Here is a 21816-nt window from a genome sequence, read left to right on the forward strand (position 1 = left end):
GGGGCATTAACCTACTCGCAGTTGCTGGGTATTACGCACCGGACGCGGCTGAGCGGTACCATCCAGGTCCAGATCGCGGCTTTGCAGCAGCAGAACCTGCGCGGCAACGTCGCTGAGGCTGGCTTTGTAGCTGCCTATCATACGCGCGAAGATGTTATAGATAACCACCGCCGGGATGGCGGCTACCAGGCCGATTGCCGTCGCCAGCAGCGCTTCTGCGATGCCCGGGGCAACGACCGCCAGGTTAGTGGTCTGGGATTGAGCGATACCGATGAAGCTGTTCATGATGCCCCAAACGGTACCGAACAGGCCGACGAACGGTGAAATCGCACCGATGGTGGCCAGGAAACCGTTACCGCGCCCCATGTGGCGCCCAACGGCGGCCACACGGCGCTCAAGGCGGAAGCCGGTACGATCTTTAATGCCTTCGTTATCTTCCACACCGGCTGAAAGTTCCAGTTCGTTCAGGGCTTCGTTGATTAACAGCGTGCTCAGGCTTTTACTGTCAAAGGCTTCTGCCGCGCTGCTCGCTTCGTTCAGGGAGCGCACGTTAGCCAGCTGCTGCTGCTCTCGCTTGAGGCGACGTTTCTGGGTGATCAGCTCCACGCTCTTACTGAAAAAGATGGCCCAGGTGACAACAGAGGCCAGAATCAGGCCAATCATCACGATCTTCACTACGATGTCAGCATGTTGATACATGCCCCAAACGGACAGATCCGTCTGCATCAGATTACTCGTCACGTCTTACGCTCCAGCGAGAAATAAATGTCAAAACTGAGACTAATATATCAAAAAACTATCGAATTGATAGTCGTTCTCATTAGTATTTGCAGACTGCCGGAAATTGTTGAAGCATTCCTTGCGCTTACGCAGGAAAAGCGACCACCTGGCGAAATGATGACTTTTTTCGCCAACCTGAGAAAACGCCATGATGCCCTTTGCCCATTCTGTGTTAATTTACGTCCAGACATCCAGATGGTTAGACGGGGAAGCGGAAATGGCGGAAAAACACATCGAAACGGCGCTGGTCAACGCCGGGCGCAGCAAGAAGTTTACTCAGGGTTCGGTTAACAGCGTGATTCAGCGCGCCTCCTCCCTCGTCTTTGAAAGCGTTGAGGCCAAAAAGCAGGCCACCGCTAACCGCGCTAAGGGCGAGCTGTTCTATGGCCGCCGCGGCACGCTGACCCATTTCTCGTTGCAGGAAGCGATGTGTGAACTTGAAGGCGGCGCGGGCTGTGCCCTCTTTCCCTGCGGCGCCGCCGCGGTGGCGAATACGATTCTGGCCTTTGTTGAACAGGGCGACCACGTTCTGGTGACCGAAACGGCCTATGAGCCAACGCAGGATTTCTGTACCAAAATTCTCTCAAAGCTTGGGGTTAGCACCGGCTGGTTCGCGCCGGAGATTGGTGCCGATATTGCCAACCTGATTCAGCCAAATACCAAAGTCGTTTTTCTGGAATCTCCCGGCTCCATTACGATGGAAGTCCACGATATTCCGGCGATTGTCGCGGCGGTAAGGCGCGTTGCCCCTGATGCTATCATCATGATCGACAATACCTGGGCGGCTGGCGTGCTGTTTAAAGCGCTGGAGTTCGGCATCGATATCTCCATTCAGGCGGGAACCAAATATTTAATTGGCCATTCGGATGCGATGGTTGGCACCGCAGTATCCAATGCCCGATGTTGGGATCAGCTGCGCGAGAATGCCTATCTGATGGGGCAAATGCTGGATGCAGACACCGCGTATATGACCAGCCGCGGTATTCGGACCCTGGGTGTTCGCCTGCGTCAGCATCAAGAAAGCAGCTTAAAAGTCGCCGAATGGCTGGCACAGCATCCGCAGGTTGAGCGCGTGAATCATCCAGCGCTGCCCGGCAGCAAAGGGCATGAATACTGGAAACGTGACTTTACAGGCAGCAGTGGTCTGTTCTCATTTGTGCTGAAAAAGCGGCTGAGTGATGAAGAGTATGAACAGTACCTCAATCATTTCGAGTATTTCAGCATGGCCTATTCCTGGGGCGGCTATGAATCGCTTATTCTCGCTAATCAGCCTGATGAGCTGGCGGAGATCCGCCCGGCAGGCGGCGTCGACTTTAGCGGCACCCTGGTTCGCCTTCATATTGGCCTGGAAAACGTGGACGATCTGATTGCAGATCTGGAAGCGGGTTTTCAGCGTATTGCCTAAAAATTCCGTTTATCGGTAATCGTGGAACAGTTTTTTGCCATTATCGGGATTTTGTTGAGCCTGGGATCAAGGTGTCGAGAAGATTTTAGCAGTACAATGTGTAGAAATTAAGGTGAGCCTAAGTTGCGGGTGTAATACTCGGGGCGAACTCAATAAGCGGTTCCACAGGAATACCTATGGCTGTTATACAAAATATTGTCGAGGCGCTTTGGCATCACGATTTTGCCGCGCTGGCCGACCCCCATGTGATTGGCATTGTCTATTGCGTTATGTTTGCGACGCTGTTCCTGGAAAATGGGCTACTTCCTGCTTCATTTTTGCCGGGCGATAGCCTGTTGCTGCTCGCGGGAGCGCTGATCGCCAAAGGCGTGATGGGCTTTGTACCGACGCTGGTGATTTTAACCATCGCAGCCAGTTTGGGCTGTTGGCTTAGTTATTTACAAGGGCGCTGGCTCGGCAATACCCGCACGGTTAAAGGCTGGCTGAAACAGCTGCCAACCCAGTACCACCAGCGCGCCACGCAAATGTTTGACCGCCACGGTTTACTGGCGCTGCTCGCGGGCCGCTTCCTGGCCTTTGTTCGTACTCTGCTGCCTACCATGGCGGGGATTTCCGGCCTCAGCAACCGCCGTTTTCAGTTCTTTAACTGGCTAAGCGGCCTGCTGTGGGTCGGCGTTGTGATTAGTCTGGGCTACGCGCTCAGCATGATCCCCTTTGTTAAGCGCCATGAAGATCAGGTGATGACCTTCCTGATGATTTTGCCGGTTGCTCTGCTGATTGTGGGGCTGGTCGGCACGGTGTTTGTGGTGCTGAAAAAAAAGGTTAGCGCCGCGTAACCGCGCTTGATAAAGAAAGAGCGGATAAGCCTGACTTATTCGCTCTTCGCTTTTGCCTCATTAAATAACCCGCATCCGCGCCATATCTTCCCCCGGCGTCACGCCAAAATAGCGTTTAAACTCCCGGCTAAACTGAGACGCGCTCTCGTAGCCCACGCGGATAGCCGCCGCGCTTGCCTTCATACCGTCATGCAGCATTAACATTCTTGCCTTATGCAGACGGTAAGTTTTCAGGTATTGCAGCGGCGACGTGCTGGTCACCGACTTGAAGTTGTGATGAAACGCAGAAACGCTCATGTTGGCCTCGGCTGCCAGCTGGTCCACCGACAAGTTTTCGGTGTACTGATTTTCAATCCGGCGCAGCACGCGGCTGATCAGGCTAAAATGCGTCTGGCGACTTACCAGCGCCAGTAGCGCCCCGCCGCTTGGGCCCGTCAAAACGTGATAAAGGATCTCGCGGATAATCTGCTTGCCCAGGACTCGGGCATCGAGAGGCCTCTCTAATACATCCAGCAACCGCTCTGCAGCGCAAAGAATTTCTTCCGACAGTTCGGCAGAATTTATCCCGTCGGTACAGGACTGCGGACGGAAGAGATCGTCTTCTCCGATGTCCATCAGCAAATCCTGCAGTTGCTGGATATCCACTTTCACACGCATCCCGGCGAGCGGTACGTCTGCCGTCGCAAAAGTTTCGCACTCGAAGGGTAAAGGCACCGTCAGCAGCAGGTATTCATTGGCGTCATAGCGGAATACGCGGTCATTAAGATAACCTGTTTTATGACCCGAAAAGAGAAAAACAATGCCCGGCTCGTACATGACCGGGGTACGCGCCATCGGTTTGGTGCCGTACATCAGCCGTACGCCATCAAAAAATACATCACTCTTTTCTTTTAAAATCAGCTGATTGATTTTATCCGTCAGCTGCTGGCAGATAGCCTGGCGGTTCATTTCTTACGTCTCCACGGCGCTTTTTATCCGGCTTACAGTGTGCGATGGATTCTGCAATTTCTCCAGTCGTTTGGAGAAACAGGCAAGAAAAAGGCAGGAATATGCATTGAGAGAGACAGAGTGGCGGACCACAATAAGCGCCATCAGATTTAGCAATGTGACTCATCTAACGAACGGGAAACCCATCATGAATAACTTCAATCTTCATACCCCAACCCGCATCCTGTTTGGTAAAGGCTCCCTGGCAGAATTGCGTGACCAGATCCCAGCCGACGCTCGCGTACTGATTACCTACGGCGGCGGCAGTGTGATTAAAACTGGCGTACTGGACCAGGTTAAAGACGCGCTGAAAGGCCTCGACGTGCTGGAGTTTGGCGGCATCGAACCTAACCCGTCTTACGAAACGCTGATGAAAGCCGTAGAGATTGCGCGTAAAGAAAACGTGACTTTCCTGCTGGCAGTAGGCGGTGGATCCGTGCTCGACGGCACTAAATTTATCGCCGCTGCGGCGCACTATCCGCAGGATATCGATCCGTGGAACATTCTGCTGACCCGCGGTAACGACGTGAAAAGCGCAATCCCAATGGGTTCCGTGCTGACGCTGCCGGCCACCGGCTCCGAATCTAACAAAGGCGCAGTAGTTTCTCGCCGCTCTACCGGCGACAAACAGGCGTTCATGTCTGACTTCGTGCAGCCTGTCTTTGCGGTTCTGGATCCGGTTTACACCTACACCCTGCCGCCTAAACAGGTGGCTAACGGCGTGGTGGATGCCTTTGTTCACACCATCGAGCAGTACCTGACCTACCCGGTCAACGCCAAAGTGCAGGATCGTTTTGCGGAAGGCATTCTGCTGACGCTGATCGAAGACGGCCCGAAAGCGCTGAAAGATCCTGAAAACTATGACGTGCGTGCGAACGTGATGTGGGCTGCAACAATGGCGCTGAACGGCCTAATCGGGGCTGGCGTGCCGCAGGACTGGGCGACCCACATGCTGGGCCACGAACTGACCGCGATGCACGGCCTGGATCACGCTCAAACGCTGGCGGTGGTTCTGCCTTCGCTGATGAATGAAAAGCGTAACGAGAAGCACGCCAAACTGCTGCAATACGCAGAACGCGTCTGGAACATCACCTCCGGCAGCGAAGAAGAGCGTATTGATGCGGCTATCGAAGCGACCCGCAATTTCTTCGAGAAAATGGGCACCGCAACTCGCCTGTCCGCCTACGGCCTGGACGGCAGCTCCATCCCTGCTCTGCTGGTGAAACTGGAAGAAAAAGGCATGACTAAGCTGGGCGAACATCAGGACATTACGCTGGACGTTAGCCGCCGCATTTACGAAGCCGCGCGCTAAGAGAATCCAGGTTAGCGATTTGATCGCCTGAGTTTCGACTAGACTTAATACAAAACTTACACCGGGCTTGCCCGGTGTTTTTCGCACTATTAAGGAGGTACGCATGACTCATCCAACCTTAATCAAGCTCCAGGATGGCAACGTAATGCCGCAGCTTGGGCTCGGTGTCTGGCAGGCCAGCAACGACCAGGTCAGGACGGCCATTGAGAAAGCCCTGGAAGTGGGATACCGCTCCATTGATACCGCCGCCGCCTACAAAAACGAGGACGGCGTAGGTGCCGCGCTGAAAAGCGCAGGCATTGCGCGTGACGATCTGTTTATTACCACCAAACTCTGGAACAGCGACCAGCAGCGGCCCCGCCAGGCGCTGGAAGACAGCCTTGAAAAACTGCAGCTTGATTATGTCGATCTCTACCTGCTGCACTGGCCGGTGCCGAGTAAAGATCATTATCTCGAAGCCTGGAAAGGGCTGATTGAGTTGCAAAAAGAGGGGCTGGCGAAGAGTATTGGGGTGTGTAACTTCAATCTTAATCATCTCCAGCGGCTGATCGACGAAACCGACGTTAGCCCGGTGATCAACCAGATTGAGCTGCACCCTCTGCTGCAACAGCGCCAGCTCCACGCCTGGAACGCGACCCACAAAATCCAGACCGAGTCCTGGAGCCCGCTGGCCCAGGGCGGTGAAGGCGTGTTTGATCAGAAAATCATTCGTGATTTAGCGGACAAATACGGCAAAACCCCGGCTCAGGTGGTGATTCGCTGGCACCTCGATAGCGGGCTGGTGGTTATCCCTAAATCGGTCACGCCTGCCCGTATTGCTGAAAACTTTGACGTGTTCGACTTCCGGCTGGACAAAGAAGAGCTGGCAGAAATCGCGAAGCTCGACAGCGGCAAACGCCTTGGGCCAGACCCGGACGTGTTTGTCGGCTAAATCCAGCTTCTCTTTCCGTCCCCAAAACCACCTTCGCCTTAACCCGCAGGGTGGTTTTTTATTTCCTGCACATCCCCTGCCCCAGCGCTTTCTACGTGTAACACATCCGTTTGATCGTCACGTGAATTTTCATGGCGTTCATTATTTGTTCTTTTAGCCGTAATCAAAAAGTCACACAACACCACGATAAATAGGGCCAGCTTCGCTAACTCATTTGGAATGGTTATGAACAGATCCCTTGCCGTAGTTACCAACTCTGACCTGGAGTCGCTGCCGCAGTTTGCGCCCGCGCCGGGGCGTAAAGTCCTGAGCGTTAAAAGCCTGAGTAAGGCCTATAACGCACACCAGACCGTGCTGCACGACATTAACTTCGACCTGCATGCCGGTGAACTGGTGGGCGTGATTGGCCGTTCAGGCGCGGGGAAATCTACGCTGCTGCATATTCTTAACGGTACGCATTCTGCCACGTCGGGCGAGATCCTCAGCTTTCCGGAAGTCGGGATGCCGCACGATGTGTCTAAACTCAGCGGTCGCGCCCTGAACCAGTGGCGCACCGAATGCGGCATGATCTTCCAGGACTTCTGCCTGGTGCCAAGACTGGACGTGCTGACTAACGTCCTTCTGGGTCGCCTGAGCCAGACCTCCACGCTGAAATCCCTGTTTAAGGTTTTCCCTGAAGCAGACCGCGCCCGCGCTATTTCGCTTCTGGAATGGATGAACATGCTGCCCCACGCCCTGCAGCGCGCCGAGAACCTTTCCGGCGGCCAGATGCAGCGCGTCGCCATTTGCCGCGCGCTGATGCAAAACCCAAGCATTCTGCTGGCCGATGAGCCGGTGGCTTCACTCGACCCGAAAAATACCCAACGCATCATGAAAGTGCTGCGTGAAGTGTGTGAGCAAGGCATCAGCGTGATGGTGAACCTGCATTCCATCGAGCTGGTGAAAGAGTACTGCACCCGCGTTATCGGGGTTGCAAAAGGAAATATCGTGTTTGACGGTCATCCGTCGATGTTAACGGACGACGTGCTGCATCTCTTGTACGGCGATGAAATCAATCAAGTGCATTAATTCTCTCTCCAATTGATACAACACAGGCAATGATAATGAAAAAGCAACTGACTGGCGCATTACGTTTATCCGCAGTGATTACTGGCCTTGTGATTGCAGGCCACGCTATGGCTGCTGACCAGCCGCGCGAACTGAACCTCGGGATCCTCGGCGGGCAGAATGCGACCCAGCAAATTGGTGATAACCAGTGTGTGAAGCAGTTCATGGATAAAGAACTGAATGTCGACACTAAACTGCGTAACTCTTCTGACTACTCTGGCGTTATTCAGGGCCTGATCGGCGGTAAAGTCGACCTGGTGCTGAGCATGTCCCCTTCTTCCTACGCTTCGGTGTACATGAACGATCCGAAAGCGGTGGATATCGTCGGCATCGCGGTTGACGATAAAGACCAGTCCCGCGGCTACCATTCCGTAGTGATCGTGAAAGCCGACAGTCCGTACAAAACCATCGAAGATCTGAAAGGCAAATCCTTCGGCTTCGCGGATCCGGACTCCACCTCTGGCTATCTGATCCCGAACCACGAGTTCAAACAGAAACTCGGCGGCACCGCGGACAACAAATACAACAACTTCTTCTCCAGCGTCACCTTCTCCGGCGGCCACGAGCAGGACATCCTGGGCGTGCTGAACGGCCAGTTTGCTGGCGCGGTGACCTGGGCTTCCATGGTTGGCGACTATAACGACGGCTACACCGCCGGGGCGTTTAACCGCCTGATTCGTATGGATCACCCTGACCTGATGAAGCAGATCCGCATCATCTGGACTTCGCCACTGATCCCGAACGGCCCGATCCTGGTCAGCAACAAGCTGCCAGCTGACTTCAAGGCCAAAGTGGTGGATGCGGTGAAAAAACTGGATAAAGAAGATCACGGCTGCTTTGTGAAGGCGATGGGCGGCACCCAGCACATCGGCCCGGCGTCAGTGGCTGATTTCCAGCAGATCATCGACATGAAGCGTGAGCTGGTTAGCGCTCGCTAATTGACGCCTACCGCATAAAAAATCGCACCCCGGCGGCCTGCCTGGGTGCTTTTTTATCAGGGCGGGGCAACCCGTCACCGGAAACAAACCGGATAATAAGTGATGATGTTGAATACGGAATTTGAGCGTTACTATCATCAGGTCAGAATGCGCCAGAAGCACGACACTCTGATTTGGTCCCTGCTGCTGGTAGGTCTGTATCTTACCGCCGGTCATATCGCTGAGTTCAGCCTGACCACCATCTGGCAATCGCTGCCAAACTTCCTCGACTACATGTTCGAAACCCTGCCGACACTGCACCTCCCGGTTCTGCTGGCCGACGTCCACACCAAAGGCTCGCTGGCCTACTGGGGATACCGCCTGCCGATTCAGCTGCCGCTGATTTGGGAAACGCTGCAGCTGGCGCTGGCGTCGACGCTGATTTCGACCTGCATTGCCGCTGTGCTGGCATTTTTGGCCGCCGGTAATACCTGGACGCCGCCCGCCGTGCGCTTCGGGGTTCGTGCTTCAGTTGCCTTCCTGAGAACCATGCCGGAGCTGGCGTGGGCGGTCATGTTCGTGATGGCCTTTGGTATCGGCGCTATTCCGGGGTTTCTGGCGCTGGCCCTGCACACCATTGGCAGCCTGACCAAGCTGTTTTATGAAGCCATCGAAAGCGCGTCCGACAAACCTGTGCGCGGCCTGGTGGCCTGCGGTGCCACGCCACTTCAGCGCGTGCGCTTCGCTCTGTGGCCACAGGTGAAACCGATCTTCCTGTCCTACAGCTTTATGCGCTTTGAAATTAACTTCCGTTCCTCCACCATTCTCGGCCTCGTTGGCGCGGGCGGGATCGGCCAGGAGCTGATGACCAACATTAAACTCGACCGCTACGACCAGGTCAGCATCACGCTGCTGCTGATTATCGTGGTAGTTTCCATCCTCGATGTCCTGTCCGGCAGGCTGCGCCGCTGGGTTCTGGAGGGGAAAAAATGAGCATTTCACAGGCAACACCGGATATCGCTAAAAGCCGCGAGCAGCACCGCGAACTTTACCGGATGCAGGGACGTTATCTGCGTCACATCGGCCTGCTGGCCGCCGCCATTTTAGGCTACTACGTCTGGTTTTTCTTCACTTTCGGCATCGACTCCGGGCAAATCCTGACCGGCATCGCTCAGCTCGGGCGCTATTTCCTGCGCATGTTTGTCTGGCATGACTTTGTGAACTGGCCGTTCGCCTATTACTTCTCGCAAATCGCTATTACGCTCGCCATTGTCTTTGCCGGGACGCTAACCGCCACTGTGCTGGCGCTGTTGCTGTCGTTCTTTGCCGCCCGCAATATCATGCAGGGCCCGGTGGCAAGGGTCATTGCGCTGCTGGTGCGCCGCCTGTTCGACCTGCTGCGCGGCGTGGATATGGCAATCTGGGGGCTAATATTTGTGCGCGCCGTGGGGCTTGGCCCGCTGGCTGGCGTACTGGCCATTATCATGCAGGATACCGGCTTACTGGGCAGGCTGTATGCCGAAGGGCACGAAGCGGTAGAACGCTCTCCGAGCCGGGGATTAACTGCCGTGGGCGCGGCGGGCATTCAGAAGCACCGCTTCGGGATCTTCACCCAGTCGTTCCCGGCGTTTCTCTCCCTCAGCCTGTATCAGATTGAGTCCAACACCCGTTCAGCGGCGGTGCTGGGTTTTGTCGGCGCGGGCGGTGTCGGCCTGGTTTATGCCGAGAACATGCGGCTGTGGAACTGGGACGTGGTGATGTTTATCACCCTGATTCTGGTCTGCGTGGTAATGGCGATGGATGCTATTTCTGCCTGGCTGCGCCGCCGCTATATCACCGGGAAGCCGGTGCCGCTGTATTCTCCGCAATAACGCCTAAACGGGGCACGGTTTTCGCCATGCCCCGGTTTCGCTATAAAGACCAGCTCAGCGTTTGCCAGCCGTAGCGAGCGCCCTGCGCCGCAAGCTTCTGGCAAGGATTTACCATCAGCACTTTATCGGCCTCAAGGCAGAGCGGTAGGTCGTTAATAGAGTCGGTATAAAACGTCAGTTCTCCGCTGTATTCGGGATTCACCGTCAGCCACTCCTTCAGACGGGTAATTTTACCTGCCTGATAGCTCGGCACGCCGCTTATCACGCTAGTGTAGGCGTTATTGCCGGTCACCAGGTCGATACCGATGGCGTGTTCAATGCCCAGCCGCGGCGCAATGGCCTTCACCAGTATGCTGACCGACGCAGAGATGATCATCATCTGCTGGCCCTGAGCGTGTAATTGCTCAATCAGGCGCTTCGCCTCCGGGTAAACCAGCGGCAGTACATCATTTTCTACGCAGCGAGCCACCAGCGTATCGACATCGGCAACTGTCATGCCGGCCAGAGGGGCCAGCGTGACGCCAACGTATTCGTGAATGTTCATTTCGCCACGCTGGTAGTCGAGCATCAGCTTATGCTCTTTGGCCAGATAATCAGGGTCTTTTATCAGCCCTTCGCGAGAAAGGAAGCGGCTCCAGAGAGTGCTGCAATCGGCGTCAATCAGGGTGTGGTCGAGGTCAAAAACGTACAGCGGGTTAGACATGTTCATTTCTCATTTCAGCAAAGAGGCCGCCGGGCAGCTTAGCACCAGACCCGGCGGACAGGGATTCCCACTTCTCTTTGTCGCAGAAAAAAATGACAGCGGCATGAAAGCACGCCGTTACTTCACATGCGGCTTCCTCTTTCCTGCTGCTGCCGGACGACGCTGGTGCGCAAGCGGGGTATGTTTCGTCAGCGCCGGGCGGGCGTGACGAGCATGCCTGCGGGCCTCACGTATCTCTTCCAGGGTCGGGGCAGGCACCAGGCATTCACGTCTGCCGCCAATCAGGTGCTTTTTCCCCATCGCCTCCAGCGCCTCACGGATCAGCGTCCAGTTAGCCGGGTCGTGATAGCGCAGCAGAGCTTTATGAAGGCGGCGCTGGCGGTCACCGCGAGGCACGACGATATCCTCGCTTTTGTAGTTCACCTTACTCAGCGGATTTTTGCCCGTGTAATACATGGTGGTTGAGTTAGCCAGCGGCGACGGATAGAAATTCTGAACCTGATCGAGGCGGAACCGATGCTGCTTCAGCCACAGCGCCAGGTTCACCATGTCCTCATCACGCGTCCCAGGGTGCGCGGAGATAAAGTATGGGATCAGATACTGCTCTTTGCCAGCCTGCTTCGAATAGGTATCGAACAGCTCTTTAAAGCGATGATAGCTACCTATCCCCGGCTTCATCATCTTCGACAACGGCCCTTCTTCGGTATGCTCTGGGGCAATTTTTAGATAACCGCCCACGTGGTAAGTGGCCAGCTCTTTGATGTAACGCGGATCAGCAACCGCCAGATCGTAACGCACGCCGGAGGCAATCAAGATCTTCTTCACGCCCTGCAGATCACGGGCGCGGCGGTAAAGATCGATAGTCGGCTGATGATTGGTGTCCATATGCTGGCAAATTTCCGGGTAAACGCACGACAGGCGACGGCAGGTTTGCTCTGCGCGCGGCGACTTACAGCGCAGCATATACATATTGGCCGTTGGGCCACCGAGATCGGACACCACGCCGGTAAAGCCCGGCACGCTGTCGCGCATGGCTTCGATTTCGCTGATGATGGAATCTTCGGATCGGCTCTGAATAATGCGGCCTTCATGCTCGGTGATGGAGCAGAAAGAGCAGCCGCCGAAGCAGCCGCGCATAATATTCACCGAGAAGCGGATCATCTCATAGGCCGGAATACGCGCCTTGCCGTAGGAAGGATGAGGCACACGCTGGTAAGGGAGCGCGAACACGCTATCCATCTCTTCGGTAGAAAGCGGGATTGCCGGGGGGTTGATCCAGATATAGCGATCGCCGTGCTTTTGCATCAGCGCTCGGGCGCAACCGGGGTTAGTTTCATGATGCAGGATCCGCGAAGCGTGGGCATACATCACCTTATCGGCCTTCACCTTCTCAAAGGACGGCAGCAGAGCATAGGTCTTTTCCCATGGCTTTGGTCGCGGCGGCTGCACGGTTACAGCTTTGGTTTCATCCTCCTTCTTGTCCTTCGGTTTATTACCGTCGGCACAGGGGAGATCGTCCCCGTAAGGGTGCGGAATGGGGTCGATTTTTCCTGGCGTATCAAGCCGGGTGGAATCGACGCCTGCCCAGCCGGGCATCGCTTCTTTGCGCATGATGGCAGTATTACGCACGTCGCAAATGTCAGCGATCCCTTCTCCGTTAGCCAGACGATGCGCCACTTCCACCAGCGGACGTTCACCATTGCCGAAGATCAGCATATCGGCTTTGGCATCAACTAAAATCGAGCGGCGCACGGTATCAGACCAGTAATCATAATGCGCGGTACGGCGCAGGCTGGCCTCGATGCCGCCGAGGATCACCGGCACATCACGCCACGCTTCTTTACAGCGCTGGGTGTAAACCAGAGAAGCACGATCGGGGCGCTTTCCTGCCACGTTATCCGGCGTGTAGGCGTCGTCGTGGCGCAGCTTGCGGTCCGCCGTGTAGCGGTTAATCATCGAATCCATGTTCCCGGCGGTCACGCCAAAGAACAGGTTCGGCTTGCCGAGGCGCATAAAGTCCTGTTTAGAAGACCAGTCCGGCTGAGCAATGATACCGACACGGAAACCCTGCGCCTCTAACATACGGCCACAGATGGCCATCCCAAAGCTGGGGTGATCCACGTAGGCATCGCCGGTGACCAGAATGATGTCGCAGCTGTCCCAGCCGAGTTCGTCCATCTCCGCGCGAGACATGGGTAAAAACGGCGCCGGACCAAAACAGGCGGCCCAGTATTGAGGCCATGAAAAGAGTTCGCGATCCGGCTGGATCAGGCTTTTGACGCTCATAATATTTCCGAAGAGATGATGTAGAAATGAACAAAAGGGCGGCGATTATACGCCTATTAGCAGTAATTTTTGAAGGGTTATTCGGTGTTTTACGCCCCTCACCCCGGCCCTCTCCCCGAAGGGCCGGGGGAAAGAATCTGTCGGGCTATCCCCTCTTCTTGCAGCAATAAGGGGATGTGCGTCAGGACAAAGCGTAATGAATCGTCGGGCTATCCCCTCTCCCTTGTAGGGAGAGGGTTAGGATGAGGGTAAAAACTACGGCGCTGGCTGAACCAATAGCTGACCGATGGAGCCGCGATCGGCAAGCTCCAGCGTCTGGCTGGAGTAGAGGAACGGGAAATGCTCCCAGGAAGGCTGCCCAAAGTAGACCAGCAGCTCAACCTGCCCGTCTATCCACACGGTATCCTTCCAGCCGCGATCTTCCCCGAATGGCGAAGCCCCGTTGACGTTGCGCACCAGGAAACTAACGCCCTCAATGTGGAAAGACTGCGGCGTATCAGCGCGCACCGTCCAGCGTTCCCAGGTGCCCTGCTGAGTCTGAATATCAATCCGCTTCATATCCCACAGCTGGCCGTTAATGCCCGGATCGTCACCGAGGGTGATTTCACGGCTGCGCGTTGGGTTACCGGCGATAATCTCTTCCGGCAGAAGGCGCATTGGCAGCGTGTCGGTCACCAGCGGCAGCAGCCCGGTAGGACGCAGCGTTAACACCAGCGTGGAAATCAAAATACTCGACGGCTCAAAGAAACCACGAATGCGATCCATGATCCCCGCCGCTTCACCGGCGGTAATCGAGACCTCTTTGCCTTCGGTCATGTCGATAAGAATTTCTCGCCGCTCTCCAGGCGCCAGCGACAGCTGCTTGACCGAAACGGGTGCCGGCAGGAACCCCTGATCGCTGGAAATCACCGCGATGGAGCGACCATCGCTCATTTGCAGCTGGTAGCGACGCGAGTTTGAGGCGTTCAACAAACGCAGGCGCACCCAACCACGGGACACTTCCACGTACGGGCTTTGCACCCCGTTTACCAGCAGCGTATCGCCAACAAAACCGCCGCTGCCTGGCTCCTGATACTCCGGCGCACCGAAGTTGTCGAGCCGCTTGTCCTGGATGATAATCGGAAAGTCATCCACGCCGTAATGGTTAGGGATTGGCAGAGATTTGCTGACTTCATCCTCAATTAACCACATCCCCGCGAGGCCGTTGTAAACCTGCCTTGCGGTGCGATTCGGCGTGTTGGCGTGATACCACAACGTAGCGGCTCGCTGGCGAATGGGTAAAACGGGCGCCCAGTCTACGTTCGGCGACATCATACGTGCGGCCCCGCCAATCAGCGGACCCGGTACCTGCAGGCCAGCAATCGTCATCGCAACATTTTCCTGCAGACGGTTGCTGTAGATCATCTTCACGTCATCCCCGCTCCAGACGCGAATGGTTGGCCCCATATAGCGCCCATTAAAGCCCCAAACGGGTGCCTTCGCGCCGCCGGTAAATGACCAGTGAGCGCGCTGCAGCGTCAGGAATAAGGGCTGGCCGCGACGAGATTCAAGCAGAGGGGGGACAGGTAAAGGCTGCTGCTGCCCTGCCGCGTTTGCCCTCAGCGGCACCGAGCCGGCACAAAGCGCAACTCCGGATGCCTGAATAAACTGACGCCGACTGAGTGACATAATTGCTCCATGTAAAACTGAATAACGAAAGGCGATACAAACCGTACCGCCAAAGGCGGCATTTAACTCGCCTGATTCTTTTCAACTTTGCCGGCTGCTTCACGCGCGGCAACTTCTTGATTGAGTTCGTCGATTTTGGCCATCATCAGTTCACGACAGTCAGTGGCCAGCTTACGGACCTGATCTTTCCCATAATCACTGGTATCAATTGGCGGCAGCATTTCGACGATGACCAACCCGTTGTTCCAACGGTTTAGCTTAATTTTATTACTGGTATTGGAAACGCACACCGGAATAATCGGCACGCCCGCGGCAATCGCGGCATGAAACGCCCCGGTTTTAAACGGAAGCAGGCCTCGACCACGGCTGCGGGTCCCTTCCGGGAACATCCAGATAGAAACATTACGTTTGCGAATCTGCTCGACAACCAGGGAGATAGTACCGTGGGCTTTTGCCCGGTTATCCCGGTCAATCAACAGGTTGCCCGTCAGCCAGTAAAGCTGGCCAAAAAACGGGATCCACACCAGGCTTTTTTTCCCCACTGTTACCGTCGGCGGCTGCACGATACTCGAGGCCGTCACCATATCGTAGTTGTTTTGATGGTTACCGATGTAAATCGCGGTGGGATGGTTTTCTGCACCGGCAGGTAAGCGGGTTTCGACCTTGAGACCGAATACCGGCGCCAGACGCCCGAAAAGGTGCCCAAAAGTTGCCACATGGCGCGGATTGCGCGGGCTAAACAGACAATAAATTGAACCAACGATGCATACCAGGATGCAGTAAATAACGACAATAATAAAACGTACAATCGCTAGCATAACTACCTCATGAGCCGAAGCCGTTGATAAGTATATCGGCTTTAGCGTAAAACACACCGGACGGCGGCAACGCTGCCACCGTACCCCGGATTATTCTTCGCTGTCTCCAGCTCCAGCCCGCATTGGGAAATCAACGTCCACGCGGTCGATACGCTGCAGGCCACGCATCAGCGTCCCCCGGCGGCCTCGCTCACCGGTAATTTTCTGCAGCTCTTCAGGGCGCAGCTTAATTTTACGCTTCCCGACGTGCAGCGTCAGCGTACTCTGCGGCGGCAGGATAAACAGATGTGCCAGCTTATCTTCACCTTTCGCCGCTTCGGCTGCCGGGATAGAGATAATTTTATTGCCCTTGCCTTTCGACAGTTCCGGCAGGTCACTCACCGGGAACATCAGCATGCGCCCGGCGGCGGTGATCGCCAACAGCATGTCGTCTGCGCTGTGAATTTCCAGCGGAGGGAGGACGCGGGCGTTATCCGGAAGGGAAATCAGCGTCTTACCTGCGCGGTTGCGTGAAACAACGTCGTTAAAGGTACAGACGAAGCCATAGCCTGCGTCCGAAGCCATCAGCAGCTTCTGATCGTCTGCGGCCATCAGCACATAGTCAACCGTCGCACCCGGCGGTGGCGTCAGCTTACCGGTCAGAGGCTCACCCTGACCACGCGCTGACGGCAGCGTGATAGGATCCAGCGCGTAGCTTCGCCCGGTGGAGTCAATGAACGCCACCGGTTGATTGCTCTTACCTTTGGCTGAGCCAAGGTAGCTGTCACCGGCTTTATAGCTCAGGCCCGGCGCGTCAATATCGTGGCCTTTGGCGCTGCGCACCCAGCCCATTTGCGACAGCACAATAGTCACCGGTTCAGACGGCATCATGTCATGCTCGCTCATCGCCTTCGCTTCACCGCGCTCATGCAGTGGAGAGCGACGGTCGTCGCCGTAGGTATCGGCGTCGGACTGCAGCTCTTTTTTCAGCAGCGTGTTCATTTTGCGCTCAGAAGCGAGAATACCCTGGAGCTGATCGCGTTCTTTTTCCAGCTCGTTCTGCTCGCCGCGGATCTTCATCTCTTCCAGTTTGGCGAGGTGGCGCAGCTTCAGCTCAAGGATAGCTTCAGCCTGCGTTTCGCTGATATCAAAGCGAGACATCAGCACCGGCTTCGGCTCATCCTCGGTACGAATGATATGGATCACTTCGTCTATATTGAGGAACGCTACCAGCAAACCTTCGAGGATATGCAGGCGTTTAAGGACTTTTTCCAGACGGTAGTTCAGGCGGCGGCGCACCGTGTCACGACGGTAGACCAGCCATTCGCTGAGGATCTCCAGCAGGTTTTTCACCGCCGGGCGACCGTCCAGGCCAATCATATTCAGATTAACGCGATAGCTTTTTTCCAAATCGGTGGTCGCGAACAGATGATTCATTACCTGCTCAACGTCCACGCGATTGGAACGAGGCACAATCACCAGCCGGGTCGGGTTTTCATGATCCGACTCGTCGCGCAGGTCTTCAACCATTGGCAGCTTTTTCGCGCGCATCTGGCTGGCAATCTGCTCCAGAACGCGAGCGCCTGACACCTGATGAGGCAGCGCGGTAATCACAACGTCGCCGTCTTCTTTGCGCCACACCGCACGCATGCGGATGGAGCCGCGCCCGTTCTGGTAGATTTTGCGAATATCTTCACGCGGCGTGATGATTTCCGCTTCGGTCGGATAATCCGGACCGTGGACGATATCCAGCAGGCTGTCCAACGTCGTTTTTGGCTGGTCAATCAGCGTTATGGCGGCCTGGGCAACTTCACGCAAGTTATGCGGAGGAATGTCGGTTGCCATGCCCACGGCGATACCGGTTGTGCCGTTAAGCAGGATGTTCGGTAAACGCGCAGGCAGCATTTTGGGCTCCTGCAGCGTTCCGTCAAAGTTCGGGATGTAGTCTACCGTTCCCTGCCCGAGCTCACTGAGCAGCAGCTCCGCGTACTTCGACAGGCGGGATTCGGTATAACGCATGGCAGCAAAGGACTTAGGATCGTCCGGCGCGCCCCAGTTTCCCTGCCCGTCCACCAGCGGATAGCGGTAAGAGAACGGCTGCGCCATCAACACCATCGCTTCATAACAGGCGCTGTCGCCGTGCGGATGGTATTTACCCAGCACATCACCCACGGTACGGGCTGACTTTTTGAATTTTGCGCTGGCGTTTAGCCCCAGCTCAGACATCGCATATACGATTCGACGCTGAACCGGCTTGAGCCCGTCGCCAATAAACGGCAGGGCGCGGTCCATGATGACGTACATGGAATAGTTGAGATACGCATTTTCCGTGAATTCGTGCAGCGCAAGACGCTCAGCACCATCATGAGTCAAATCACTCATTGCTCATTCATCCTCAAACTGACGAACCGATTGTGGCCACAATCGGCGTAATTGCCGCCGATAGTACCTTATCTGGCCTGTTGAGTCATAGCGATGAATAGCTTTATACGAAGCGGCAGCCCATATGGGCAAGCCGCATTTTCAGCGTTACTTCAGTTTGTTAATTTGCTTTACGTCGATTTCTATCGAGTTCCAGTCTTTATCCACTTTACCCTGAATTTCCACGGTGTCCTGAGGGGTAACCGTTTGGCCGTTCCAACGCTTATGGTCAATGTCTACATTGATACTGTCGGTTGCATCGCGGAAAATATAATCATCACCACCAATGCGCTGCTCAATTTTACCGGTCAGCGTCACCCAAGTGTCATCAGATAACGTTTTGGCCTGTTTTACCGTGGTTTTACTCCCCGTTGGGCCCACAAAGCCGCCCTGCTGTATAGGCTGAGTTTGTACCGAGGCATTAGGGTCAACAAACCCGCCGGTCTGAGCAGCAAATAGAGGGGCTGAAGTTAAAGCGATAATGGCAAATAAAGCGGCTGTCTTTTTCATAATGTAATTCTCCTTTCGTTTCTTAGCCCCTATTAAAGCGCCCAAATCTTAACGAGATCTTAACCCCTCTGCAGGAAGTGTTTTTTATTACAAATTTGCGGTCTTTGCCGAAGGAGCAGGCTTTTCTTCTGTACACACAAAGACGACAGGTATTTACTGCTCGTCTTAACGGCAGCAACAAGGAGTGCGCCATGCGCCTGTTACTTATTGAGGATGACCCACTAATTGGTGACGGCATTAAAGCCGGATTAATCAAAATGGGGTTTGCGGTTGACTGGTTTAGCGATGGGCCAAAGGGGCAAGCCGCACTTGGCCTGGCCCCCTACGACGCCGTAGTGTTGGATCTCAGTCTCCCTGGCATGGATGGCCTGGATATTCTGCGTGCCTGGCGTAAAGAGGGGCACAGTCAGCCCGTACTAATCCTGACTGCCAGAGACTCGCTGGAAGAGCGCATTGAAGGATTGCAGCTGGGTGCGGACGACTACCTTTGCAAACCATTCGCCCTGACAGAAGTGGCAGTGCGGTTGCAGGTACTCATCCGCCGGGCGCACGGCCACGCGCAGCCAGAGATTACCCACGGAAATGTCGTACTTTCTCCGGCAAACCATACGGTATCTCTCAACGGCGAGCCTCTACAGCTAAAGCCTAAGGAATTCGCTTTACTCGAGCTGCTTATGCGTAATGTCGGGCGTGTTCTGCCACGTACACTGATCGAGGAAAAAATCTATAGCTGGGACGATGAAGTCTCGCGCAACGCCCTTGAAGTTCACATCCATCATCTCCGTAAAAAGCTAGGCAGCGGTTTTATTCGCACCGTACACGGCATCGGCTATACGTTAGGTGATGCATGCTAAGAACGTTGACCAAAAGCTTACGCACACGCCTGACCGTAGGCTTTATAGTGCTGACCCTTGCAGCAGCAGCCTTTGCTAGTGCCGCCGCTTGGTATGAAGCCCGTAAATCGCTCAACAAGCTCTTCGATACCCAACAACTGCTTTTTGCTAAGCGGCTAAGCGTGCTGGATTTCGATGGCGCAAACAGCGCCGAGCCACAGCTTCCTCGCAGTAAAAACATTCTGAAAAAACATCGCGGTAAGCTCGATGATGACACATTAGCCTTCGCCATTTTTACCGCTGAGGGCAGGCTTGTGCTCAATGACGGCGACAGCGGTAAAGGACTGATCTATTCATGGCGTAGGGACGGATTTACGGACGGGCAACTCGTGGATGATGACGATCTCTGGCGTCTGGTCTGGCTGACAACGCCTGATGGTCGTTATCGTATCGTGGTCGGCCAGGAGTGGGACTACAGGAACGATATGGCTCTGGATATCGTGTCCGCTCAGCTCACGCCCTGGCTAATAGCACTGCCGCTGATGCTGGTCCTGCTGATTTGGTTAGTCAGTAGAGAACTGTCACCGCTTCGAAAACTGGCGCAAAAACTACAGCGTCGCCCCCCCGGTGACAACAGCAGACTCGAGACTCAGCCTCTCCCGCTGGAAGTCAGGCCACTTGTGGATGCCTTAAATCAGCTCTTTGAGCGTACAGAAGCGTTTATGCAGCGTGAAAGGCGCTTTACGTCCGATGCCGCCCACGAACTCCGAACCCCACTTGCGGCCCTGAAGGTACAGGCGGAGGTGGCACAACTGGCGGAAGATGATGCCCAAGTCAGAGAGCAAGCGCTGAACCAGCTTCATCAGGGCATTGACCGAGCCTCCCGTCTTGTTGAACAGCTGCTGACGCTTTCCCGGCTGGACTCCCTGGCTGAACTGAATGATGTCCAGGACTTGTCACTGCAGACTCTGCTTCAGGAAAGAGTGATGGAAGCCTGGCACGCGGCCCAGCGAGAGCATATTGATATCCACCTGCAGATGCCGGAAAAACCAGTAATCCAGCTCGTTCAGCCACTTCTGCTTGGGTTGATGTTGCGCAATATCATTGATAACGCCGTCCGCTACAGCCCTGCAGGCAGCGTTGTGAACATCGTACTTAAGGAGAATGAGCTTGAGGTTATCGACAATGGACCGGGCGTGAACCCTGAATATCTTGCCTCTTTGGGGGAACGCTTCTTCCGCCCACCAGGGCAGCTAAAAACCGGCAGCGGGCTGGGGTTGTCAATCGTAAGTCGGATTGCGGAGTTGCACGGCATGCAGGCAACTTTCGGCAACGCAGAAAGCGGCGGTTTTAGGGTTCGCATCAGTTGGAACTAAGAAATTTCAGCTGGATTATTGCTCGTGCAGCAAAAGTCTTTGCACATCCTGGTCATTTTTTCACAGTAAGGTTCTCATTATAATGATTGGCAAACGTAATTATTTAAGGGCTAACAATGAGCAACATCCTGATTATCAACGGCGGTAAAAAATTCGGTCATTCCAACGGCCAGCTTAATGACACCATGACCGAAGTCGCGGAAAGCTATTTGCGCGACCTCGGGCATGATGTCCAGGTCACCCGCGCAGACAGCGAATATGACGTTAAAGCGGAAGTTGAGAAATTCCTTTGGGCAGACAGCATCATCTGGCAGATGCCGGGCTGGTGGATGGGCGCCCCGTGGACGGTCAAAAAGTACATTGACGATGTGTTCACCGAAGGCCACGGTTCGCTGTATGCCAGCGATGGTCGTACCCGTTCAGACGCCTCTAAAAAATATGGTTCCGGCGGCCTGATTCAGGGCAAAACCTACATGATGTCCCTGACCTGGAACGCACCTTTAGAAGCTTTCACCGAAAAAGATCAGTTTTTCCATGGCGTTGGCGTAGACGGCGTTTATCTTCCATTCCACAAGGCTAACCAGTTCCTGGGTATGGAAGGGCTGCCAACCTTTATCGCTAATGACGTCATCAAGGCACCTGATGTGCCACATTATGTAGCAGAATATCGCAAGCATCTGGCTGGTATTTTTGCTTAACTGTTTGCCGGATAACATAAGGAGTTAGTCATGCTGACAGTGATTGCAGAAATTCGCACACGTCCTGGGCCACACCATCGCCAGGCGGTAATTGCAGCGTTTGAGAAAATTATTCCAACCGTGCTGAAGGAAGAAGGCTGCCACGGCTACGCGCCGCTGGTCGATCATAACGCCCAGGTCGCGTTCCAGACTACCGCCCCGGACTCCATCTTCATGCTGGAAAAATGGGAAAGCGTTGCGCATCTTGAAGCCCATCTTGAGACCGCCCACATGAAAGAACATAGCGCCCGCGTGAAAGACGACGTGCTGGAAGTGCATATCCGCATTCTCGAAGAAGCCGTGAAATAACTGGCGTCTGAGAATGCAAAAAGGGATGGC

General features: G+C 55.0%; 20 protein-coding genes. 12 read left to right on the forward strand and 8 right to left on the reverse strand.

Translation table 11 applies throughout. The features are described 5' to 3' along the window. Positions 1 to 6: 6 nt before the first annotated feature. The gene (gene exbB / locus ACR6JA_RS14135; RefSeq protein WP_494493729.1) at positions 7 to 741 is read right to left on the reverse strand and encodes a tol-pal system-associated acyl-CoA thioesterase; all 735 of its coding nucleotides are present in this window, start codon (positions 739 to 741) and stop codon (positions 7 to 9) included. Positions 742 to 997: 256 nt separating this feature from the next. Here exbB and metC point away from each other — a divergent pair, with 256 nt between their 5' ends. Together metC and yghB are read left to right on the forward strand one after the other, a co-directional pair. After that, entirely contained in the window at positions 998 to 2185 is a 1188-nt protein-coding gene (metC, locus tag ACR6JA_RS14140) for a cystathionine beta-lyase (RefSeq protein WP_213715380.1), read from the forward strand. A 176-nt stretch (positions 2186 to 2361) separates the two neighbouring features. Then, positions 2362 to 3021 carry a DedA family general envelope maintenance protein YghB gene (gene yghB / locus ACR6JA_RS14145; protein ID WP_008460953.1) on the forward strand — a complete coding sequence of 220 codons (660 nt, stop codon included), beginning with the start codon at positions 2362 to 2364 and terminating at the stop codon, positions 3019 to 3021. Positions 3022 to 3081: 60 nt separating this feature from the next. Here yghB and ACR6JA_RS14150 read toward each other — a convergent pair whose 3' ends face one another. Continuing rightward, positions 3082 to 3969 (reverse strand): AraC family transcriptional regulator, encoded by an 888-nt coding sequence (locus tag ACR6JA_RS14150; protein ID WP_008460951.1) that lies wholly within the window; start codon positions 3967 to 3969, stop codon positions 3082 to 3084. A gap of 187 nt (positions 3970 to 4156) precedes the next feature. Here ACR6JA_RS14150 and yqhD point away from each other — a divergent pair, with 187 nt between their 5' ends. From yqhD to phnE (ACR6JA_RS14180), 6 genes are all read left to right on the forward strand, one after another. Then, complete coding sequence (gene yqhD / locus ACR6JA_RS14155; RefSeq protein WP_085542017.1) at positions 4157 to 5320, forward strand: alcohol dehydrogenase; 1164 nt, start codon at positions 4157 to 4159, stop codon at positions 5318 to 5320. 103 nt (positions 5321 to 5423) lie between these two features. After that, positions 5424 to 6251, forward strand: coding sequence for a 2,5-didehydrogluconate reductase DkgA (gene dkgA / locus ACR6JA_RS14160; protein ID WP_213715382.1), 828 nt, complete (start codon positions 5424 to 5426; stop codon positions 6249 to 6251). Between the two features lie 225 nt (positions 6252 to 6476). Next, entirely contained in the window at positions 6477 to 7319 is an 843-nt protein-coding gene (gene phnC / locus ACR6JA_RS14165) for a phosphonate ABC transporter ATP-binding protein (protein ID WP_039287781.1), read from the forward strand. A gap of 35 nt (positions 7320 to 7354) precedes the next feature. Beyond that, entirely contained in the window at positions 7355 to 8296 is a 942-nt protein-coding gene (phnD, locus tag ACR6JA_RS14170) for a phosphonate ABC transporter substrate-binding protein (RefSeq protein WP_008460942.1), read from the forward strand. Positions 8297 to 8398: 102 nt separating this feature from the next. Further along, positions 8399 to 9268 (forward strand): phosphonate ABC transporter, permease protein PhnE, encoded by an 870-nt coding sequence (gene phnE / locus ACR6JA_RS14175; RefSeq protein WP_494493730.1) that lies wholly within the window; start codon positions 8399 to 8401, stop codon positions 9266 to 9268. After that, entirely contained in the window at positions 9265 to 10146 is an 882-nt protein-coding gene (phnE, locus tag ACR6JA_RS14180) for a phosphonate ABC transporter, permease protein PhnE (RefSeq protein ID WP_008460938.1), read from the forward strand. The genes phnE (ACR6JA_RS14175) and phnE (ACR6JA_RS14180) overlap by 4 nt, the downstream gene beginning before the upstream one ends. 40 nt (positions 10147 to 10186) lie before the next feature. Here phnE (ACR6JA_RS14180) and ACR6JA_RS14185 read toward each other — a convergent pair whose 3' ends face one another. The 6 genes from ACR6JA_RS14185 to ACR6JA_RS14210 form a co-directional block, all read right to left on the reverse strand. Next, positions 10187 to 10849 carry an HAD family hydrolase gene (locus ACR6JA_RS14185; protein ID WP_494493812.1) on the reverse strand — a complete coding sequence of 221 codons (663 nt, stop codon included), beginning with the start codon at positions 10847 to 10849 and terminating at the stop codon, positions 10187 to 10189. Positions 10850 to 10966: 117 nt separating this feature from the next. Continuing rightward, on the reverse strand, positions 10967 to 13135 hold the full coding sequence (locus tag ACR6JA_RS14190; RefSeq protein WP_494493731.1) for a YgiQ family radical SAM protein: 2169 nt from the start codon (positions 13133 to 13135) through the stop codon (positions 10967 to 10969). A gap of 255 nt (positions 13136 to 13390) precedes the next feature. Then, a complete protein-coding gene (ftsP, locus tag ACR6JA_RS14195; protein WP_213715385.1) occupies positions 13391 to 14803 on the reverse strand; it encodes a cell division protein FtsP in 1413 nt (470 codons plus the stop codon). Positions 14804 to 14865: 62 nt separating this feature from the next. Further along, positions 14866 to 15621 carry a 1-acylglycerol-3-phosphate O-acyltransferase gene (locus ACR6JA_RS14200; RefSeq protein ID WP_494493732.1) on the reverse strand — a complete coding sequence of 252 codons (756 nt, stop codon included), beginning with the start codon at positions 15619 to 15621 and terminating at the stop codon, positions 14866 to 14868. 90 nt (positions 15622 to 15711) lie between these two features. Beyond that, positions 15712 to 17982: a DNA topoisomerase IV subunit A gene (gene parC, locus ACR6JA_RS14205; protein ID WP_494493733.1), complete on the reverse strand. Its 2271-nt coding sequence runs from the start codon at positions 17980 to 17982 to the stop codon at positions 15712 to 15714. 147 nt (positions 17983 to 18129) lie between these two features. Continuing rightward, positions 18130 to 18531: a YgiW/YdeI family stress tolerance OB fold protein gene (locus ACR6JA_RS14210; protein ID WP_213715388.1), complete on the reverse strand. Its 402-nt coding sequence runs from the start codon at positions 18529 to 18531 to the stop codon at positions 18130 to 18132. Positions 18532 to 18722: 191 nt separating this feature from the next. Between ACR6JA_RS14210 and qseB the strand changes: the two genes are divergently transcribed. The 4 genes from qseB to ACR6JA_RS14230 all read left to right on the forward strand — a co-directional run bounded on the left by qseB (position 18723) and on the right by ACR6JA_RS14230 (position 21786). Then, positions 18723 to 19385 carry a quorum sensing response regulator transcription factor QseB gene (qseB, locus tag ACR6JA_RS14215; protein ID WP_166995188.1) on the forward strand — a complete coding sequence of 221 codons (663 nt, stop codon included), beginning with the start codon at positions 18723 to 18725 and terminating at the stop codon, positions 19383 to 19385. Beyond that, on the forward strand, positions 19379 to 20740 hold the full coding sequence (gene qseC / locus ACR6JA_RS14220; RefSeq protein ID WP_494493734.1) for a quorum sensing histidine kinase QseC: 1362 nt from the start codon (positions 19379 to 19381) through the stop codon (positions 20738 to 20740). The genes qseB and qseC overlap by 7 nt, the downstream gene beginning before the upstream one ends. Before the next feature lie 116 nt (positions 20741 to 20856). Then, on the forward strand, positions 20857 to 21438 hold the full coding sequence (locus tag ACR6JA_RS14225; RefSeq protein WP_039297985.1) for an NAD(P)H-dependent oxidoreductase: 582 nt from the start codon (positions 20857 to 20859) through the stop codon (positions 21436 to 21438). Between the two features lie 30 nt (positions 21439 to 21468). Continuing rightward, a complete protein-coding gene (locus ACR6JA_RS14230; protein ID WP_494493735.1) occupies positions 21469 to 21786 on the forward strand; it encodes a putative quinol monooxygenase in 318 nt (105 codons plus the stop codon). Positions 21787 to 21816: the final 30 nt, after the last annotated feature.

This window comes from Cedecea sp. B1(4) (genome assembly GCF_059414925.1).

Bases quoted from the DNA above. Each gene is read 5' to 3' on its own strand.
- qseC (WP_494493734.1), top strand. From the start codon at position 19,379: ATGCTAAGAACGTTGACCAAAAGCTTACGCACACGCCTGACCGTAGGC.
- ftsP (WP_213715385.1), bottom strand. From the start codon at position 14,803: ATGTCACTCAGTCGGCGTCAGTTTATTCAGGCATCCGGAGTTGCGCTT.
- qseB (WP_166995188.1), top strand. From the start codon at position 18,723: ATGCGCCTGTTACTTATTGAGGATGACCCACTAATTGGTGACGGCATT.
- phnD (WP_008460942.1), top strand. From the start codon at position 7,355: ATGAAAAAGCAACTGACTGGCGCATTACGTTTATCCGCAGTGATTACT.
- phnE (WP_008460938.1), top strand. From the start codon at position 9,265: ATGAGCATTTCACAGGCAACACCGGATATCGCTAAAAGCCGCGAGCAG.
- ACR6JA_RS14230 (WP_494493735.1), top strand. From the start codon at position 21,469: ATGCTGACAGTGATTGCAGAAATTCGCACACGTCCTGGGCCACACCAT.
- ACR6JA_RS14225 (WP_039297985.1), top strand. From the start codon at position 20,857: ATGAGCAACATCCTGATTATCAACGGCGGTAAAAAATTCGGTCATTCC.
- ACR6JA_RS14150 (WP_008460951.1), bottom strand. From the start codon at position 3,969: ATGAACCGCCAGGCTATCTGCCAGCAGCTGACGGATAAAATCAATCAG.
- ACR6JA_RS14210 (WP_213715388.1), bottom strand. From the start codon at position 18,531: ATGAAAAAGACAGCCGCTTTATTTGCCATTATCGCTTTAACTTCAGCC.
- yghB (WP_008460953.1), top strand. From the start codon at position 2,362: ATGGCTGTTATACAAAATATTGTCGAGGCGCTTTGGCATCACGATTTT.
- parC (WP_494493733.1), bottom strand. From the start codon at position 17,982: ATGAGTGATTTGACTCATGATGGTGCTGAGCGTCTTGCGCTGCACGAA.
- ACR6JA_RS14190 (WP_494493731.1), bottom strand. From the start codon at position 13,135: ATGAGCGTCAAAAGCCTGATCCAGCCGGATCGCGAACTCTTTTCATGG.
- yqhD (WP_085542017.1), top strand. From the start codon at position 4,157: ATGAATAACTTCAATCTTCATACCCCAACCCGCATCCTGTTTGGTAAA.
- ACR6JA_RS14200 (WP_494493732.1), bottom strand. From the start codon at position 15,621: ATGCTAGCGATTGTACGTTTTATTATTGTCGTTATTTACTGCATCCTG.
- ACR6JA_RS14185 (WP_494493812.1), bottom strand. From the start codon at position 10,849: ATGTCTAACCCGCTGTACGTTTTTGACCTCGACCACACCCTGATTGAC.
- phnC (WP_039287781.1), top strand. From the start codon at position 6,477: ATGAACAGATCCCTTGCCGTAGTTACCAACTCTGACCTGGAGTCGCTG.
- phnE (WP_494493730.1), top strand. From the start codon at position 8,399: ATGATGTTGAATACGGAATTTGAGCGTTACTATCATCAGGTCAGAATG.
- metC (WP_213715380.1), top strand. From the start codon at position 998: ATGGCGGAAAAACACATCGAAACGGCGCTGGTCAACGCCGGGCGCAGC.
- dkgA (WP_213715382.1), top strand. From the start codon at position 5,424: ATGACTCATCCAACCTTAATCAAGCTCCAGGATGGCAACGTAATGCCG.